Origin of the sequence: Pseudomonas sp. UV AK001, from assembly GCF_046097675.1 — a bacterium.
GTDB classification, from domain to species: Bacteria; Pseudomonadota; Gammaproteobacteria; order Pseudomonadales; family Pseudomonadaceae; genus Aquipseudomonas; species Aquipseudomonas kribbensis.
This window is the reverse complement of record NZ_JBJUVZ010000001.1, coordinates 1,612,119-1,628,762: the sequence shown is the minus strand read 5'-3', so window position 1 is coordinate 1,628,762 and position 16,644 is coordinate 1,612,119. Positions and strand designations below refer to the sequence as shown.

Annotated in this window: 13 protein-coding genes; 1 reads left to right on the top strand and 12 read right to left on the bottom strand. The window is 60.6% G+C overall.

The window, feature by feature from the left end; translation table 11 throughout:
* Positions 1 to 8 precede the first annotated feature (8 nt).
* The 12 genes from ACKLNA_RS07420 to ACKLNA_RS07365 all read right to left on the bottom strand — a co-directional run bounded on the left by ACKLNA_RS07420 (position 9) and on the right by ACKLNA_RS07365 (position 15,142).
* Positions 9 to 764, bottom strand: a complete 756-nt coding sequence (locus ACKLNA_RS07420) for an ABC transporter ATP-binding protein (RefSeq protein WP_408985435.1) — start codon at positions 762 to 764, stop codon at positions 9 to 11.
* Positions 758 to 1,819: an iron ABC transporter permease gene (locus ACKLNA_RS07415; RefSeq protein WP_192553379.1), complete on the bottom strand. Its 1,062-nt coding sequence runs from the start codon at positions 1,817 to 1,819 to the stop codon at positions 758 to 760. The genes ACKLNA_RS07420 and ACKLNA_RS07415 overlap by 7 nt, the downstream gene beginning before the upstream one ends.
* The gene (locus ACKLNA_RS07410) at positions 1,816 to 3,003 is read right to left on the bottom strand and encodes an ABC transporter substrate-binding protein (RefSeq protein ID WP_408985434.1); all 1,188 of its coding nucleotides are present in this window, start codon (positions 3,001 to 3,003) and stop codon (positions 1,816 to 1,818) included. The genes ACKLNA_RS07415 and ACKLNA_RS07410 overlap by 4 nt, the downstream gene beginning before the upstream one ends.
* 64 nt (positions 3,004 to 3,067) lie before the next feature.
* On the bottom strand, positions 3,068 to 5,485 hold the full coding sequence (locus ACKLNA_RS07405; protein WP_408985433.1) for a TonB-dependent siderophore receptor: 2,418 nt from the start codon (positions 5,483 to 5,485) through the stop codon (positions 3,068 to 3,070).
* Positions 5,486 to 5,578: 93 nt separating this feature from the next.
* On the bottom strand, positions 5,579 to 6,556 hold the full coding sequence (locus ACKLNA_RS07400) for a FecR domain-containing protein (RefSeq protein WP_408985432.1): 978 nt from the start codon (positions 6,554 to 6,556) through the stop codon (positions 5,579 to 5,581).
* Positions 6,557 to 7,072 carry a sigma-70 family RNA polymerase sigma factor gene (locus ACKLNA_RS07395; RefSeq protein WP_408985431.1) on the bottom strand — a complete coding sequence of 172 codons (516 nt, stop codon included), beginning with the start codon at positions 7,070 to 7,072 and terminating at the stop codon, positions 6,557 to 6,559.
* Positions 7,073 to 7,156: 84 nt separating this feature from the next.
* Entirely contained in the window at positions 7,157 to 8,341 is a 1,185-nt protein-coding gene (locus ACKLNA_RS07390) for an aminotransferase class V-fold PLP-dependent enzyme (protein ID WP_408985430.1), read from the bottom strand.
* A gap of 14 nt (positions 8,342 to 8,355) precedes the next feature.
* Positions 8,356 to 9,600, bottom strand: a complete 1,245-nt coding sequence (locus tag ACKLNA_RS07385; RefSeq protein WP_408985429.1) for an MFS transporter — start codon at positions 9,598 to 9,600, stop codon at positions 8,356 to 8,358.
* Between the two features lie 13 nt (positions 9,601 to 9,613).
* Positions 9,614 to 11,467: an IucA/IucC family protein gene (locus ACKLNA_RS07380; RefSeq protein WP_408985428.1), complete on the bottom strand. Its 1,854-nt coding sequence runs from the start codon at positions 11,465 to 11,467 to the stop codon at positions 9,614 to 9,616.
* 45 nt (positions 11,468 to 11,512) lie between these two features.
* Positions 11,513 to 12,661: an NAD/NADP octopine/nopaline dehydrogenase family protein gene (locus ACKLNA_RS07375; RefSeq protein ID WP_408985427.1), complete on the bottom strand. Its 1,149-nt coding sequence runs from the start codon at positions 12,659 to 12,661 to the stop codon at positions 11,513 to 11,515.
* 28 nt (positions 12,662 to 12,689) lie between these two features.
* The gene (locus ACKLNA_RS07370) at positions 12,690 to 13,733 is read right to left on the bottom strand and encodes a PLP-dependent cysteine synthase family protein (protein WP_192553384.1); all 1,044 of its coding nucleotides are present in this window, start codon (positions 13,731 to 13,733) and stop codon (positions 12,690 to 12,692) included.
* Between the two features lie 14 nt (positions 13,734 to 13,747).
* Positions 13,748 to 15,142 (bottom strand): Y4yA family PLP-dependent enzyme, encoded by a 1,395-nt coding sequence (locus ACKLNA_RS07365; protein WP_408985426.1) that lies wholly within the window; start codon positions 15,140 to 15,142, stop codon positions 13,748 to 13,750.
* 609 nt (positions 15,143 to 15,751) lie between these two features.
* Here ACKLNA_RS07365 and ACKLNA_RS07360 point away from each other — a divergent pair.
* On the top strand, positions 15,752 to 16,639 hold the full coding sequence (locus ACKLNA_RS07360) for an HpcH/HpaI aldolase/citrate lyase family protein (RefSeq protein WP_408985425.1): 888 nt from the start codon (positions 15,752 to 15,754) through the stop codon (positions 16,637 to 16,639).
* The last annotated feature ends 5 nt before the right edge of the window (positions 16,640 to 16,644 follow it).

Here is a 16,644-nt window from a genome sequence, read left to right as displayed (position 1 = left end):
ACCCACCCTCAGACAATATCGTCGATCAGAATATGGCGCTGCCCGCGACTGCACTGCTCGATCCGCGCCTCGACCTTGTAGACCGTACGCAGCATCGGCTCGGTGATGACTTCGTGGCTGGGCCCGCTGCCATGGGCGGTGCCGCCCGCGATGACCAGCACTTGATCGGCAAAACGCAGCGCCTGGTTCAGGTCGTGGATGGCGATGAACACGATCACTTCGCGGCGGCGCGCCAGGGCTTTCATGAAGTTCAGCACCTGCACCTGCCGGTGCATGTCGAGTGCGCTGGTGGGTTCGTCCATCAGCAGGATTTCCGGTTCGCGCACCAGGGTCTGGGCGATTGACACCAACTGTTGTTGGCCGCCGCTCAGTTCGCCGAGGTTGCGAAACGACAGTTCGGTGACCCCGAGCGCCTCGAGAATCTCGTCCACCAGTTGCAACTCATCGTCGTGAACCGACCAGTTGGGCGTCAGTTGCTTGCGCGCCAGCAGCACTGATTCGTACACCGTGAGCCGGGCGCTGGCGTTCAGGCCCTGGGGCATGTAGCTGATGCCTTGCGTACCTTTTTTCGAACCTTCCAGAATCACTTCGCCCGGGCCGTCGATCAGCCCGGCCATGCGTTTGAACAACGTCGATTTGCCCGCCGCATTGGGCCCGACCACCGCCACGACCTGGCCGCCGGTAAACGTCGCGGTGCTGACACCGGAAATGATCTCGCGCTGGCCGTAACCGGCCCCGAGGTTTTCGAGCCGCAGCTTCACCATGAGTTTTTCTTCCCGTTGAGAATCAGAGAAATGAAGAACGGCACGCCGATCAGTGACGTGACCACGCCGATGGGGAATATCGCCCCCGGGATCAGGGTCTTGCTGACCACCGAACTGGCGGACAGGATCAGTGCACCGGTCAACAACGAGGCCGGCAGGAAAAACCGCTGATCCTCGCCGATCAGCATCCGCGCGATGTGCGGCCCGACCAGTCCGATAAAACCGATGGTGCCGACGAACGCCACCGGAAACGAGGCGAGCAGGCTGACCATGATCAATGTCTGAAAACGCAGGCTGCGCACGTTGATGCCGAAGCTCGCGGCCTTGTCATCCCCCAGACGCAGGGCCGTCATCGCCCACGCGCGCTTGGCGAAAATCGGCAGGGTGATGAGGATCACCACGCAGATCACCCCGAGCTTGGGCCAGGTGGCTTTGGTCAGGCTGCCCATGGTCCAGAACACCACGGCCGCCACGGCCTGTTCGGTGGCGAAGAACTGCACCAGCGCCAGCAGCGCATTGAAGGTAAACACCAGTGCGATGCCGAGCAGCACGATGGTTTCAGCGGTCACGCCACGGCGCATGCTCATGAAGTGGATCAGCAGCGCCGAGAGCATCGCCATGATGAACGCGTTGAGCGGCACCATGTATTGCGCCGCCAGCGGAAACAGCGCCACGCCGAAGGCCAGCCCCAGTGCTGCGCCGAAACCGGCCGCCGCAGAAATGCCGAGGGTGAAAGGGCTGGCGAGCGGGTTGTTGAGGATGGTCTGCATCTGCGCCCCGGCCAGCGAAAGCGCCGCGCCGACAGCGACCGCCATCAGAGCCACCGGCAGACGGATGTCCCACATCACCACCCGAACCTGCGCCGAAGCTGTATCCGGCGAGAACAGCGCTTCGAGCACTTCACCAAGGCTGTATTTTGCCGGGCCGAGGGCCAGGTCGAGCAATACGCTGAAGATCAGCAGCACGGCCAGCCCGAGCAGAATCAGCCGTTTACGCAGCACCAGCCGCCGGTAGGTGACGCTTTGCACGATCGGTGCTTCGCCCAGCGAACTCATGGTTTGGTCTCGTTTTTTTGCAGGCTGACGAAATAGCCAGGTTCATAAGGCACCGGCAGGAAGCGCTCGTGCAGCTCGCGAAATGCGGCATCCGGATCAAGATCGGCGAACAGCTCCGGGTGGAACCATTTGGCCAATTGCTGAATGGCCACGAACTGGTAAGGACTGTTGTAGAACTGATGCCAGATCGCATGAAACGCCTGAGTGTTCTGCGCTTTGATCCCGGCGTAGGCCGGGCGCTGGGTGTACCAGGCCAGTTTGCGTCGGGCTTCGGCCAGGTCCGCGCCCGGTCCGACACCGACCCAATGGCCGCCCGGTGCAAAGGCTTCCCAGTCGGCGCTGGTGACCACGACGTGGTCGGGGTTGGCGACGATCACTTGCTCGGGGTTCAGTTGCCCGAACGTACTCGGAATGATCCGTCGGGCGATGTTGTTGCCGCCGGCCATGTCGACGAACAGGCCGAAGTTCTCGTTGCCGAAGCTCAGGCAACAATCATCGGTGTAGCCGCCGATGCGTTCGATGAACACGCTGGGGCGGGCCGGGTGGTGTTTCTCGATCACGTCGGTGACGCGGTGGATCTGCTGGTTACGAAAGTCGATGAAGGCCTCGGCGCGTTCTTCCTTGCCGAACAACTTGCCGAACAGGCGCATGGTCGGTTCGGTGTTCTGCATCGGGTTGTTGCGAAAGTCGACGTACACCACCGGAATGCCCAGGGCGTCGAGTTTCTCGATGTAGCGCGCATCCTCCGTCGCGTGCTGGGCTTCGATGTTGAGGATGATCACGTCTGGCTTCTGCGAGATCGCCTGCTCGATGTCGAAGGTGCCGCTCTCGAAGCCGCCGAAGGTCGGGATTTTTGCGATGTCGGGGAATTTGCGCAGGTAGGCGTTGTAGGTGTCCGGGTCGGACTGGATCAAATCCTTGCGCCAGCCGACGATGCGTTCGATGGGGTTCTGCGTGTCCAGCGCGGCCACCAGATACAACTGGCGACCTTCACCCAGGATCACTCGACGGACCGGCAGGTGAACCTTGACCGTGCGGCCCTGCAAATCAGTCACGGTGCCCAGTGCCGGATCCGGTTCTGCAGCCTGTGCGCTGCCTGGCATCAGGGAGGAAATCGACAAACCCAGCAGCCCGGCGAACAGCAGGGCGGCGAAGGTCTGGCGGCGGCGAAAAACATTAACCATGGTGTATGCCTTTGCAAAAGCCGGATCGGACCACGACGCCAGGCGCCGCACCGGGCCGGACGTTTCAGAAATCGACAGTGGCCGAGAGCAACAGGGTCCGAGGCGCACCTTGAGAGAACGCGCCATAGGAGGCGACGCCCGACCAGTATTCGCGGTCGAACACGTTCTGCACGGTGGCCCGGAACGTGGTCGGCCGTTCGGCGATGCGCGTGGCGTAGCGGGCGCCGACGTCGAAGCGGGTCCAGTCATCCAGTTTCTGCGTGTTGGCCTGATCGACGTACTGGCTGCCGGTGTAGATGGCGCCGCTGGTCAATGTCAGGCCTTCGACTTGCGGGACGTCCCACTCGGCCCAGAGGTTGGCCTGCACCTCTGGCACCCCCACGGGCTTGTTGCCGCGGTTGGCGGCAACGCTGGTTCGGGTCAGCTCTCCGTCGAGCAGCGTCACGCCACCGAGCAGGCGAGTGCCCGGGGTGACTTCGCCTGCCATGTTCAGCTCCACGCCGCGGTTGCGTTGCTCGCCCTGGACCGAAAACACGCCCGAGGCCAGTTCACCGCTGGGTTTCTGTAACTGGAACAGGGCCAGGGTGGACATGAAACTGCCGTAGTCGAGCTTGACCCCAAGCTCCTGCTGCCGGGAAACGTAGGGAGAAAAGATCTCGCCGGCGTTCGAAGCGGCGGAAGGCGCGATGTCACCCTTGCTCAGGCCTTCGACGTAGTTGTAGTAGAACGAGACATGCTCCCAGGGCTTGATCACGAACCCGTACAGCGGCGTGGATTTGCTCTTGTCGTAGGACGTGGTGACGAAGCCGGCCGCGTTGTAGTTGTCCGATTTGATGTTCTGCTGGCGCAACCCGACCGTGACTTGCACGCGTTCGTCGAGCACCGACAGGGTGTCGGCAAGGGCCACGCCCGACAGTTCGCTTTGCGAGACTTTGGGTGTATCGGGTTTGGCGATTGCAGGTTTCGGGCGGTCGATCGGGTGGTAGATGTTGGACAGGATCGCCGGGCCGGAAATGATGCCCCGCGCCAGCTCATCGCGATAGCGGGTGACTTGCAGAGCGGTGCTGTGGCTGACCGGCCCGGTGTCGAACCGCAGCCGCGCACCGGCATCGACGGTGTAGCGCTGGACTTCGAATTTGTAATAGCCGGGGATAGACGAGGTGTCGCCCGCTGCGTTGACGATGGTCGGGGTCTGGTCGGACATGCGCGCGACATCCGACCGTCCGCCACCGGCGTGGGCGAACAGCGTCAGGTTATCGTTGAGATCGTATTCGCCACCGAGCAACGCCGATTTGTCCCGGGTATCCGACCAGCCCCATTCCTGGCTGACGCTGGTGCGTCCGTTGGCCGCCGACGGAATGTCCACGCCGGGGGCGATCAGAAATGGTCGGGAAGCGGCGTCGAATGATTCTTTCTGGTTGATCAGATCCAGGGTAGTGCGCAGGCGCTCGCCCTGATAGTCGAGGGAAATGGCGCCGATGCCGACTTCCCGGGACTGTTTTTCGATGGCGGTTTCACCTTGCTGGATGCTGCCGTTGATCCTCACCCCGAACCGCCGTTCTTCGCCGAAGCGGCGGCTGATGTCGAGGTGGCTGCCCACTTGTGTGTTCAAGGCGTAATTGGCGGTGAAGCGGGTCAGGTCTTCGTCCAGCGAACGCTTGGGCACCACGTTGATCACGCCGCCGACGCCACTGTTGGGCGACATGCCGTAGAGCAGGGCGGCGGGGCCTTTGACCAGTTCGATCCGCTCGGCGTATTCGGTGAACACCCGGTAGTTGGAGGCCACGCCGTACACGCCGTCGAACGCCAGTTCACCGAGGTTGCCTTCGCCGACCGGAAAACCACGGATGAAAAACGAATCGACAATGCCGCCGGCCTGTCCCGTGGAGCGCACCGAAGAGTCGCGCTCCAGCAAATCGCCGACGGTGACCGCCTGCTGGTCCCTGATCAGCGTCGAGGTGTAGCTGCTGACGCTGAACGGGGCGTCCATCGCGTCACGGTTGCCCAGCATGCCGAGGCGTCCGCCCCGAGCGGCCTGACCGCCCGGCAGCACCGTCGGGAGGCTGTCGGTGCGCTTTCCGGTGCCTTCGACCGTGGTGTCCGGCAAGGTCACCCGGCGTACCACCAACGTCCATGTGCCGTCGCTGCGGGCGACCATTTCCAGGCCGCTGCCTTCCAGCAGCCGGGACACCGCTTCCTGAATCGAGTACCTGCCGGACAATCCCGGACTGACGAGGCCTTCAGTGATCGATGGTTGAAACGACAGGGCAATCCCGGCGTCCACGGCAAAACTCGACAGGGTCACGCCAAGCGGCCCCGGAGCGATGTTGTAGGCTCGAACGGTGACCGCGTCCAGTTGCGCCGGCTCGGCAGCCAGCGCAAACGCACCGCCGGCCAGGCCCAGCACGACGCTGAGCAACACACTGCATATAACGGGCTTTAGTAGCAGACGATCCGAAGACAAGGGTCGTGCAACGAGCATGAAGGGATGACCCTATGGACGAGGTGGAATGGTTGTTCCTTTCATTGCCAGCCGAGAACAAAAAAAGTATCACCCGTTCGGTGATTTTTTTGCTCAGGCGGGTGAGAGCGTCACCCAGTAACCGCTCAAGTGCCCTGAAACGTGCACGGGATAGGTCTGCGCCAGCATGTTCAGCGAGCGCTGGGTATCGCTGATGGGAAAGGCCCCGGAAATGCGCAAGTCGGCAATGGCCGGGTCGCAGCGCACGAAACCCCGGCGATAGCGCGCTAGTTCGACGACGAAATCCGCCAGGCGCATCTTGTCGGCCATCAGCATGCCTTGGGTCCAGGCGCCGACGTTGCGGTCGGTCGGATTCACTGAGCCAAAGGCCTGTGATGAAAAGTCGGTGCGTTGCCCGGCGTCGACGATGATCGGGGTGCGCTGAGGGTTGTCGGCCAGTTCGACCTGCACGGCGCCTTCGAGTACCGCGAGTTGGGTACGCGGCTGCCATTCACGAACGGTGAAGCGGGTGCCCAGCGCCTGCATCCGGCCCTGACGGGTGCTGACCAGAAAGGGTCGAGGCTGCGCGGCGTTGTCCGGCGCAGTCTGCACGAGGATTTCGCCTTCGCGCAAATTGATGAGGCGCTGTCGGGTGTCGAACAGAACGTCGATGGCCGTGTCGGTGTTCAGGGTGATGTGCGAGCCATCGGCCAGGGTCAGTTCGCGGCGCTGGCCGACGGCGGTGTGGTAATCGGCGGACCATTGCTGCGATTGCGCCAGTTTCCAGCTGCCCCAACCGGCGGGCACCGCTGCCAGCAGCAAGGCCAGTTTGCCGAGGGCTGCGCGGCGTTCCGGGTTGCTCGGGCGATCCAGCGCCGACATTGCCAGCGCCGGAGGTAAACCGCCGAACTTGCTTTGCAGCAATTGGGCGCGAGCCCACGCCCGATTGCGCTCGGGGCTGCTGACTTTCCAGTATTCCCATTCCGCGCGCTCGGTCTCGCTGAGGTCGTTTTCGCTCAGGCGCATCAGCCACTCGGCGGCTTCTTCGAGAATTTTCGGGTCGAGCGGCGGTTCATTGCGACGCGTGAGCATTCATTCCACCAGCATCAGGCACTGCACGAAAGCCTGTTTCATGTAGCGCTTGACGGTGATCAGCGAGACGTCCAGCTGCTCGGCGATGTCGGCGTATTTCAAACCGCCGATCTGCGACAGCAGGAATGCGCGTTTGACCAGTGGCGGGAGGGTGTCGAGCATCGCGTCGATTTCGTGCAGGGTTTCCAGCACCACGAAACGCAACTCGGGCGAGGTGACTTCCGGCGCCGGCAAATGCGCGAGGGCATCGAGGTAGGCGCGTTCCAGTGCCTTGCGCTGATACCAGTTGATCAAAATGCCCTTGGCCACGCAGCTCAGGTAAGCCCGGGGTTGCTCGATGGCCGTGACCTGGGAGGCGAGGATCCGGGTGAAGGTGTCCTGCGCCAGATCCGCCGCATCCATGGCGTTACCCAGTTTTTTCTTCAGCGTGTTGTACAGCCAGCCATGATGGCCGCTGTACAGCGCTTCGATCACGCGCAGATGGTTGTCGTTGTTCGCGGGAAGGGTTTCGCTCATGGCTGCAGTGTTTTGCAATTGAGAAGTATTCCCAATGCTAGTGTACAAAGAGCCCGCGACGCAAGCGCGAATCAGCATCCGTTTTCAGGCGCGGGGCATTCTCATCAACGCGTCCACCATGGCATCGATTTCGGCCTCGGTGTTGTAGGCGTGCAGCGATGCGCGGCTGACTTCCAGCAGGTCCCGTTGCTGCATATCGAGCATCGTCGAGCGGAAGGTCGAGGTGGTGACGTTGATGCGTTTTTCCTGCTGCGCCAGCCATGCCTGGACTTGCGCCGCGCTGGCGTTCTGGCAGGTGAAGGTGACGATGCCCGACTTGATGGCGCCCATGTCCTGCGGCGTAATTCCCGGCACGTCGGCCAGGCGATTGCGCAGGTGCGCCGACAATCGTTGAATGCGTTGCCACATGGGCTCGATGCCTTGCGCCAGGGCGTAACGGGCCGCCGCGCCCATGCCCAGTTTCGCGGCAACGTTGCATTCCCAGTTTTCGAAGCGTCGGGCATCGCCGCGAATTTTGAAGGTGTCCGGGGTCAGCAATGAAGCCGCGTGCAGGTCGAGAAACGCCGGTTCGAGGCTTTCGCACAAAGACTTTTCGACGTACAGAAAGCCCATGCCCCGAGGGCCGCGAAGGTATTTGCGGCTGGTGGCAGCGAGCATATGGCAGCCGATTTTCTGCACATCGATCGGCATCTGCCCGACGCCCTGACAGGCATCCAGCAGGAACAGAACTCCGGCCGCGCGGGCGAGGGCGCCGATCTGTTCGATGGGCTGCACCGGGCCTCCATTGGTGGCGATCACCGGCAGCGAAACCAGGGCAACCCGATCATCGCCAAGCATGTCCCGCAGCGCCGACAATGACACCTGGCCCTGCTCGTCATTGGGAATGACCCTGATCTCGATCCCGCGCTGTTGCTTGAGTTGCAGGTAGGGAATGTAGTTTCCGGCGTATTCGGTGGTCGATGTCAGCACCACATCGCCCGGCTGCAGCGGCAATGAATAGAAAGCCATGTCCCAGGCGCGGGTCGCATTCTCGATCACCGCGATTTCTTCGGGACGGGCGTTGATCAGTCGGCCGATGTCTTCATAGACATTTTCCATTTCAACGGATTGCTGTCCGGCGGCTTCGTATCCACCGATCCGGGCTTCAAGTTGCAGATGACGGGTCATCACCTCGATTACCGGGTCAGGCATCAGCGCCGCACCGGCATTGTTGAAGTGAATCAGTTGCTCGACACCCGATGTGTCGGCGCGCAGTTGTTCAATGTTCAAAGCAAACTCCTTGATCAGTCGCCCGGCGGGATCTGGCTCGGTTGCATCACCATGGGCCGATAGCGCAACGCAACGATGGGAATCAGCGCGAGGATGTAGGCGAGGCAGACAAACAGGTAGGTGTACTGCAAACCATAAACCTGGCTGAGCAGCCCGCCGGCCGAGATGCCGGCGATGGACGCAAATTGCGCGGTGCTTTGGGCAATGCCCAGCACGTAGCCCTGGCGCGAGCTGTCGGCGGTCTTGGAGATCAGGGCCATCAGCACCGGCGTCGTGGCGCCGAGCAATACGCCCCAGATGAAGTAGGCGCCGACGAACATGATCGGATTACGCGTGATGCCGGCCAGTGCCGTGAGCGCAATGCAGCCGATCACGACATAGGTGATGCGTTGCAAGGTGTCCTGCTGACTGCGGTGCTCGAAATAACGCGACCACGCCGTTGCCGACAGAATGAAACCCAGCGCCAGCAAGCCATAACACAGCCCGACCACCGAATTGCTGACCTCGAACACCGAGCTGACATACAGCGAGAACGAGGTCTGCGGCAGCATCCGCGCCAGCAGCAAGATACCCATGACACCCAGCAGCGACAGCAGCGGCGTGCCTTGCCAGACGCTGCCACTGTGACTGCTTGGCGTCGCTGTATCCGCAACCGGGGCCTTCTTCACCGGCGGCACGTCCGGCAGCGTGACGGCCGCGACCACGGTGCAGATGGCGCATAACACCGCCGCGATCAAGTTGATCCAGAAGAACGTCGCGTAATCGAGGATCAGCCCGCCCACCACCGCGCCGAGCAACGAGCCGACGTTGGTGGAAATCTGCAGGATCGCGAACAGCCGCGCCCGCCGCGAAGGCGCTTCGATGCTCACGCCATAGGCCTGGGCCGGGGCGATGTAGCCGGCGAAGGCGCCTTGCAGGAAGCGCAGGATCAGGATCACCCAGATGTCACTGCACAGGGCCAGCCCAAGCTGGGTCAATGACAGGCCGGCGAGGGCGCGGATCATCATCAACTTGTGGCCGTAGCGGTCGCCGATACGGCCCCAGAATGCACTGGTCAGAATAATGCCCAGCATCGGCCCGACGTACACGGCGATGCTGGCGAAGCTGAAGAGCGAGTCCGACGAGGTCAGCCCACGCAGGTGGACGGGCCAGAACGGCCCGCTCATTTCCATCGCACCCATCGAAATGAGCTGGATCGCGAACAGAAGATAAATCAGGACTCTTACGCGCGAACCCGCGATGGCACCTGCATGGGTCATGGGTCAGCCTCGGTTATTGAACGACATTGAGCGGGTTGGTCAGCGTGTGCTGAATCCGGTAGTTGGAGTACTGCATCATGTGCATGCGCAACAACGAACGGGTCGGCCACGGATCATTGAGGAAGGCCTTGCGTTCGACTTCCCACAGGTCCGGCGCAACACGCTCGCGCACGGCGGCGAAGGCCAGTTCGGTCTCTTCACGCAGAATGTCCCACATCCGGTTGTTGTCCAGCGCGTACTCCTTGGTCAGCCACAGGGCCATTTCATGCAGGTGCGTGAGGAACGCCGCGTCCAGCACGAACATGCGCACCGGCTCGATATCGCCTTCGAACACCGTTGGCAGAATGCCCGGTTGCACGTGCGGTTGCAGGGTGTAGCCGCGTCCTTCCAGCAATGGAGCGTAGGTCCTGCCGTCGCCGAAATCACGGATCAGCAGACTACGTGCTTTGCCATCCGGGGAAAACAGCACCATCGTGTTCTGCTGGTGCGCCTCGAGACCGATGCCGTACATCAGGTAGATCGCCACCACCGGATGAGTGACGACTTTGGCGTATTGGCGGAACCACTCTTCAATCTGAGCGGTATTGGCCCGAACGCCATCGCGCTCGATCAACTCGGTGAACAAGGGGCGGCCGTTGCCGGGCAGCCGTGTGAACAGCGACGCCACGGTGATCGGCAGACACTCGTCGGAGCGTTCGAACGCTTGCTGGCTGGCACGGAACACCACCGACAGATGCCGGCCGGGGTGATCGTCCTGCGTGATCGCGTTCTTGTAGCGCACACCGATTTCTTCCGGGAAGATTTCCAGTCGCTGCTCGAAGCCGTTTTCGACTTCGAGGATTTTCGTGATGACCGTGCTGATACGCGGCCCCATGTGGATCGACTTGGCTTGCAGGCTGCGCAGTTCGCTGGTCATCCACACGGCAATCGGCAACTTGATCAGCGGCGCGCTCTCCTTGAGCACCGGCATCATCGTGCGGTAGGACATGGTCGGCAGGGTCTGGATGTCCGGGCCGTCGGTGATCAGGATGCCTTCTGCGATTTCTGCCGCGAAGTTTTTCAGCACGTAAGCCTGCAAATGCCATGAGTGAATCGGCAGTGGCAACCACTGGGATTCGTCCAGACCCTTGTCGTTCAGCGACGCTTTCCATTGCTCCCATTGAGTCGGGAAGTTGCTGGCGAACCAACTGCGGTAGTCGGTGACGTGGGGCATGCTTTCGCTTTTCGCCATGTCGGCCCGCAGCGCGGCAATGCGCAGCGGCACCTGGGCGTTGAACTCCGGCGACAGTTGCTCGACTTCTTCATCGCTCAGGCCCGGGCGGGCTTTCCACGTCGGATAGTACGGGTGACCTTCCAGCGAACCCCACTGGTCGAGGAGGATCGCGGCGTCCTTGGTGCTGGCGTGCTGGCGCAGGTAATCGGTCAGGCTGTCGAGGCCTTGTTCCCGGGCGGCGGCGGCCAGTCGTGCGTTCCATTGCTGGCGATGCTGACGCGCGTGGGCGTCGTTCATCAGGCTGTTTTCCATGTCCGACTTGAGCCCGGCGATGCCTTCATCGGTGGGTTCGAAATCGAAGCTGTCGCGCAGCACATCCAGCAAGTCGTGATGGGTGTGAATCACCTGGCGTACGCCTTCATCGGTCACCAGCACCACATCGCCGTCATTGACCACGGTGTCGGCCGGGCCCTTGGCGATGTTGGAAAAGAACACATGGGAGCGGCCATCTTTCAGCGCGTACGTGGCCTCGTTGCCGGCCTCGGAGAAACGCAGCCCCGAGCGGTCCAGAATGTTTTCGGCAAACAGGCAACGGATCATCCGTCGCAGGGCGTTCTTGCGGGAGTAGGCGATGAGTGTCTTGAAGTCATCCATATCAGCTATCTGCTCGTCGAGAAATTAATGAAATGTTGAACCCGCTCACGCCGTGCGCGGCCAGTGGCGGGGGAAGTAGTCGAGCGCCGAGTCGCGCAAGCCCTGCATATAGGAAACGCTCCATTGCAGGACTTCTTCGATGTAGGGGACTTTCAGTTCGAAGCGCCGGGCCATTTCCACCAGCAGCACCAGGCCGTAGGCAACGTCTTCATTGAAGGCGCGGCTTTCGCGTTCGATCACGTAACCCGTGCGGTTGTCGTCGGCCGGAATCATCGGGGCGAGGATGTCGTTGTAGGCCTGGTTGGTGCGCAGGATCGACAACATGCTGCTCTGATCGCGGATCTGTTCGCCGTAGGCCTCGACGATTTCCTGCTTGAGGGATTTCACCGACGACAGGTCGATGCCCATACGCTGGCTGATCACGCTGCACAGTTCCTGGCTTTCCTGATCCATGCGCTCGAGAAAATAGGCGCCCAGTTCGGGGCACTCGGTCCACCAGCACATGCGCTGCGGGAAGATCTTGCGATGCCATTGGCCGTAAGGGCCGATCAAGCCGTAGATCACCGAGCTGTGCATGATCGGATTGCCCGGTGTCAGGGTGATTTCCAGGTAGTGATCGAGCATCGTCACGCAGGGGCCGTACAGCGTCGTGAGGATGTCCTCCAGGTGGTGCCGTGATTGCGCTGATTCCCGGTCGTGCAGAGCGACGTACAACTGGCTCTTGCCGCCGCCCATCTTCACCGACACGCCCGGCTTCAGATCGAACGCGGTGTGTGGCACATCCTTCATGCCCCAGATCACTACGTTCGAACGCTCGCCCAGCGTGGCTTCCGCCAGCCAGTCGAAGCCGCAGAATCCCGGAATCGCGCCGACGTACACCGGTTTGCTCGCGCTCAAATGCGGCGCGATGGCTTGCAGGGTTTGTGGTCGAGCGTGGGCCGGTACCGTGATGATCACGATGTCGGCGTCGGCCACCACGACGCTGGCATCGGTGCTGACCTGATCCGGCCGTGCGCTCAGCGTCGAACCGTCCGGCATCAGCGCCTGCATCGGCAGGTTGGCGAGGTGCCGGTCGACCACTTCCTGATTGTTGGTGAGCATCGAGACCTGAACATTGGGCAGCTGTTTGAACAGAATTGCATTCAGGTGCCCGGTCCGGCCTGCGCCGCAGATGGCGACTTTCAGCGGTTTCATACAGAGACTTTCCTGTGTGGGAGACGCGTCAGGCGACGCTCAATTGCAGGGGAGTGGCGTCGGATTCAAGCCAGCGGGTCTTGCCCAGCCAGTTATCCAGTTGTGGTGCTACGCCCGGGTCCAGCAGGTCCCGCTCTTCCAGCCATTTGTCGTCGAACACGGTGTGCAGATATTTCTCGCCGCCGTCGGCAATCGGCACCACGACGTTGCCGGTCAACGTGCCTTTGTGGATCAGCTCCAGCGCCTTGTAGATCGCACCGCCGGTCGAGCCTCCGACCAGCAGGGCCAGATTGCGCGCGATGTAGCGGGCGGTTTCGAAGGCCTGGGAATCGGTGACTTGCAGGCCCAGATCGATGCAGCTGTAGTCGAGCACCAGGCCGACAGTGTCGCCGGCGGGAGTGCCGGTTCCCGACTGGTAATACGGATAGCCCGGATGACCGAAGACAATGGAACCGGCCGGTTCGACGGCGACGGTGACGATGTCCGGGTTGTGCAGTTTCAGACCCCGTGCGATGCCGGTCATCGAGCCGCCGGTGCCGACGCAACCGACATAGGCACCGATGTGGCCACCGGCCTGGGCGATGGTTTCACGGACGAAATCGCTGTAGCCGCCGGCGTTGGCCGCGTTGTCGGACTGGTTCATGAACACTGCACCGGGGATCTGCGAGGCGAGTTCGGCGGCCAGCCGTTGACGCTCGACCACGGCCACTTCGTCTTCCCGATAGGTCCCGGCGACAAAGCGGATCTCCGCTCCCAGTGCTTTCATCACTGCGATCTTGTCCTGCGCCGCATGGTGATCGACCACGGCAATGAAATGCAGATCGAACTCCACGGCTGCCATGGCGAGGCCGATACCGGTATTGCCGGAGGACGATTCCACAACCACGCCACCGGGTTTCAACTTTCCGGATTTGAGCGCCGCCAAAACCATGTTTCTCGCCATACGGTCTTTAATACTGCCGCCGGGGTTGTTCTTCTCTATCTTGAGCAAAAGCCGGGCGTTGGTATCCGGAACATCGATGCCCAACATTGGTGTATTGCCAATAAGATCCGAAACTTTATTCAGTATCATCTGGACGTCTTCCCTTAATAGTCAGGTGTAAATGCGTAGTTACCTTCCGTACAACATGTCGCCATCAGTCGCTGCGGCAACGGGTGGCGATGAAATTCATTTTCCAGCAAGTCCATCTGGTAACCGGCGGTGTTGGCGTAGATCAATAAGTCACCGGTTTGTGGTGTTGTGTCGAAGTTGATCAGGCGATGAGTGATTACATCATCATCCAGGCAACTATGGCCGGCGATGTAGGCTTGCATCGGAACAGGTTTCGATTCTTTCGATGTAATAAGGATTGGATCGACAAGGTATTCAGACGAGAACCAGGTTTCACACGCGCTGAAACTGCTGCCTTCGGCAAAGATCACAACTTTGTTGTCGGCCAGCTGTTTGGTTCGGGTGACGCGGAATACTGAAATGGCCGCTTGATCCACCAGGCTTCGGCCCGGTTCCAGTGCCAGTTTTATATTCTGGCTCTTCAAGTAACCGGCAATGGTTTTTCCTGGGGAATGATCCGACTCCAGGAATAACTCCAGCCACTGGCAAGCCGTCAGACTGCTGCCATAAGGGTAATAAGAGCTGGGAACTCGACGATTCTGATAATGCCCCGGGTTGTTATCGTTCTGCAGAAAACTGTTGTAATCCTGCGGGTCTACATATCGCATCGGCAGGCCTCCACCGATGTCGATCATGACCGGGTCGAGGCCCATTTCCCTTGCTGCATCGATGAAGCCGGTGACTTCACGGAAAGCCTGTACCCGGGTTTCGTAGCCGTAGCCGCCGAGGTGGAAATGGAACCCCTCGAAGTGGAACGACTCACGTTGTTCCACCAGGTACTGAAGGCACTGAAACAAATCCTCCGCGCCCATTCCGAAGCGGCTCGCCGGGCAAGTTGTCGGCCTGTAACGCAGCAGAATCCGGGCTTTGGCCGATGGTTGCGAAGTGTCGAGCAGCGCTTTGAGATGGCTGAACTCTTCCAGTGAATCCACACAAATCAGCGAACCGCCTTGTATCAGCGCGCGATGAAACGCTGCCGTTTTGGCCGGCCCGGTTGCGCACAAATGTTCCGCCGGCGTTCCGGCGCGCAGTGCCGCTTGCAGCTCAAACAGGCTCGACACGTCGGTGCCGATGCCCGAAGCCGATGCCGCAGCCAGCAGGCATTGCGACTTGTTGGCCTTGGCTCCGTAGAAAATCGCGTAGTCGACTTCGTGTCGTTTCAACACCGATTGCAGCGCCTGAACGTTGGCCTCAAACGCATGTGGCCATACCAGATTCAGCGGGGATCCGTGTTGGTTAACGAGTTCAAAAAGCTTTTCCGGAGAAAGTTTAAGTAGATTGGCGATAACAGGGTCGATTAACGGTTTCAGCACTTTTTGGTATTGGACTTCTGTTGTTTCTTTAGTTTGCGGCGCAATTAATTCAGGCATAGAAAACCCCTGGCGTCGATAATCGCCATGTGCAGGTCGACAACTAATTTTTGTCGAGTTGTGTGTTCTTGCTGCTCGTCAGATACGAGGGTTTAAAGAGGTGGAGGCGGATGACAGATCCGCTCTGCAAATAAACACGGGGTATTTTCTTTCATAAAATTTTCACAAAACTGTTTCATGAGAACCCCACTCCTTAAGGTTCAGGCAGGCAAGGATAAGGCCAATGACTGATGGCCTTTTCTCTTTTTAAGTGCCATTACCTGACATGTAAATGACATCATTGCGCCGAACTTTCCGTGAACAAAATCACAGGTCTTGATTTGAATCCTGACCCTGTCAGCGGCTCGAACAATATTGCGAACAGGAACGATTATCAAGTAAGGTTTTCAAATATTTTTGAATGAACACACACAACAGGGGAGTGCGAAGCCGCTTGTTCGCATGCTCAAGTAAACGCTCGCGTGTTGATTTCAAAAACCTTCAACGCCTTGTTATTCAAGGTGTTGACGGTTGATTCAAGACACCGGGATTCAGCCCGGTTTTTCCCCTGTAACAGGTGTTCGATTTTTTTTGGAAACCCACGACTGAAGCACGCTCAGGAGAGTCCCGATGACTGTTCGTCACAGCACCAACGCCACGCTTCCCATCAGCTACCTCTTCGTTCCCGGCAACCGGCCGGAGCGCTTTTCCAAAGCGGTCGAGGCCGGGCCGGACGCGATCATTCTCGACCTCGAAGATGCCGTTCATCCGAACAGCAAAGCCGTGGCCCGGGCGTCGATCTGGGCCTGGCAGCAGAGCACGCCCGAAACCGCCAGCCAGCGTTACATCCGGTTGAACAGCGTCGGCAGTTCGCTGTTTCGCCAAGACATGACCTGGCTGGGCGACATGCGCTACCCCGAGCGCTGCGCAGGGATTTTCCTGCCCAAGGCCGAATGCCCGGAGAGCCTGTCCCGCGTGGTCGAACGCCTGCTGGAATGGAACCCCGAACTGCAAATCGTCGCCATCATCGAGACCGCCAAGGGCTTGCATCAGGTCGAGTCGATTGCAGCGATTCCCGGCCTGGCGCGGCTGGCATTCGGCTCGCTGGATTTCTCCCTGGACATCGATTGCAGCCAGATTCCCGAAGCGTTTCTGTTCGCTCGAAATCGCATTGTGTTGGCATCGCGCGTTGCCGGTTTGCCGGCGCCGATCGATGGCGTGACCCCGGCCATCAGCGACATGGCGCTGGTCGAGCGCGACTCGCGTTATGCCCGGTCACTGGGGTTCGGCGCCAAGCTGTGTATCCATCCCGCGCAAATCGCCACGGTGCAGAAAGCCTATCTGCCCAACGCCCGCCAACTGGCGTGGGCGGACCGGGTCCTGAATGCCGTGGCCGGGGGCAGCCACGCGGTGCAAGTCGACGGCGAAATGGTCGATCTGCCGCTCATCGAACAGGCGCAACGCCTGCGGGACATGGCCAGCCAGTACGCGCTGGTCGCCAGCGCGGATGTCTGCTGAAACGG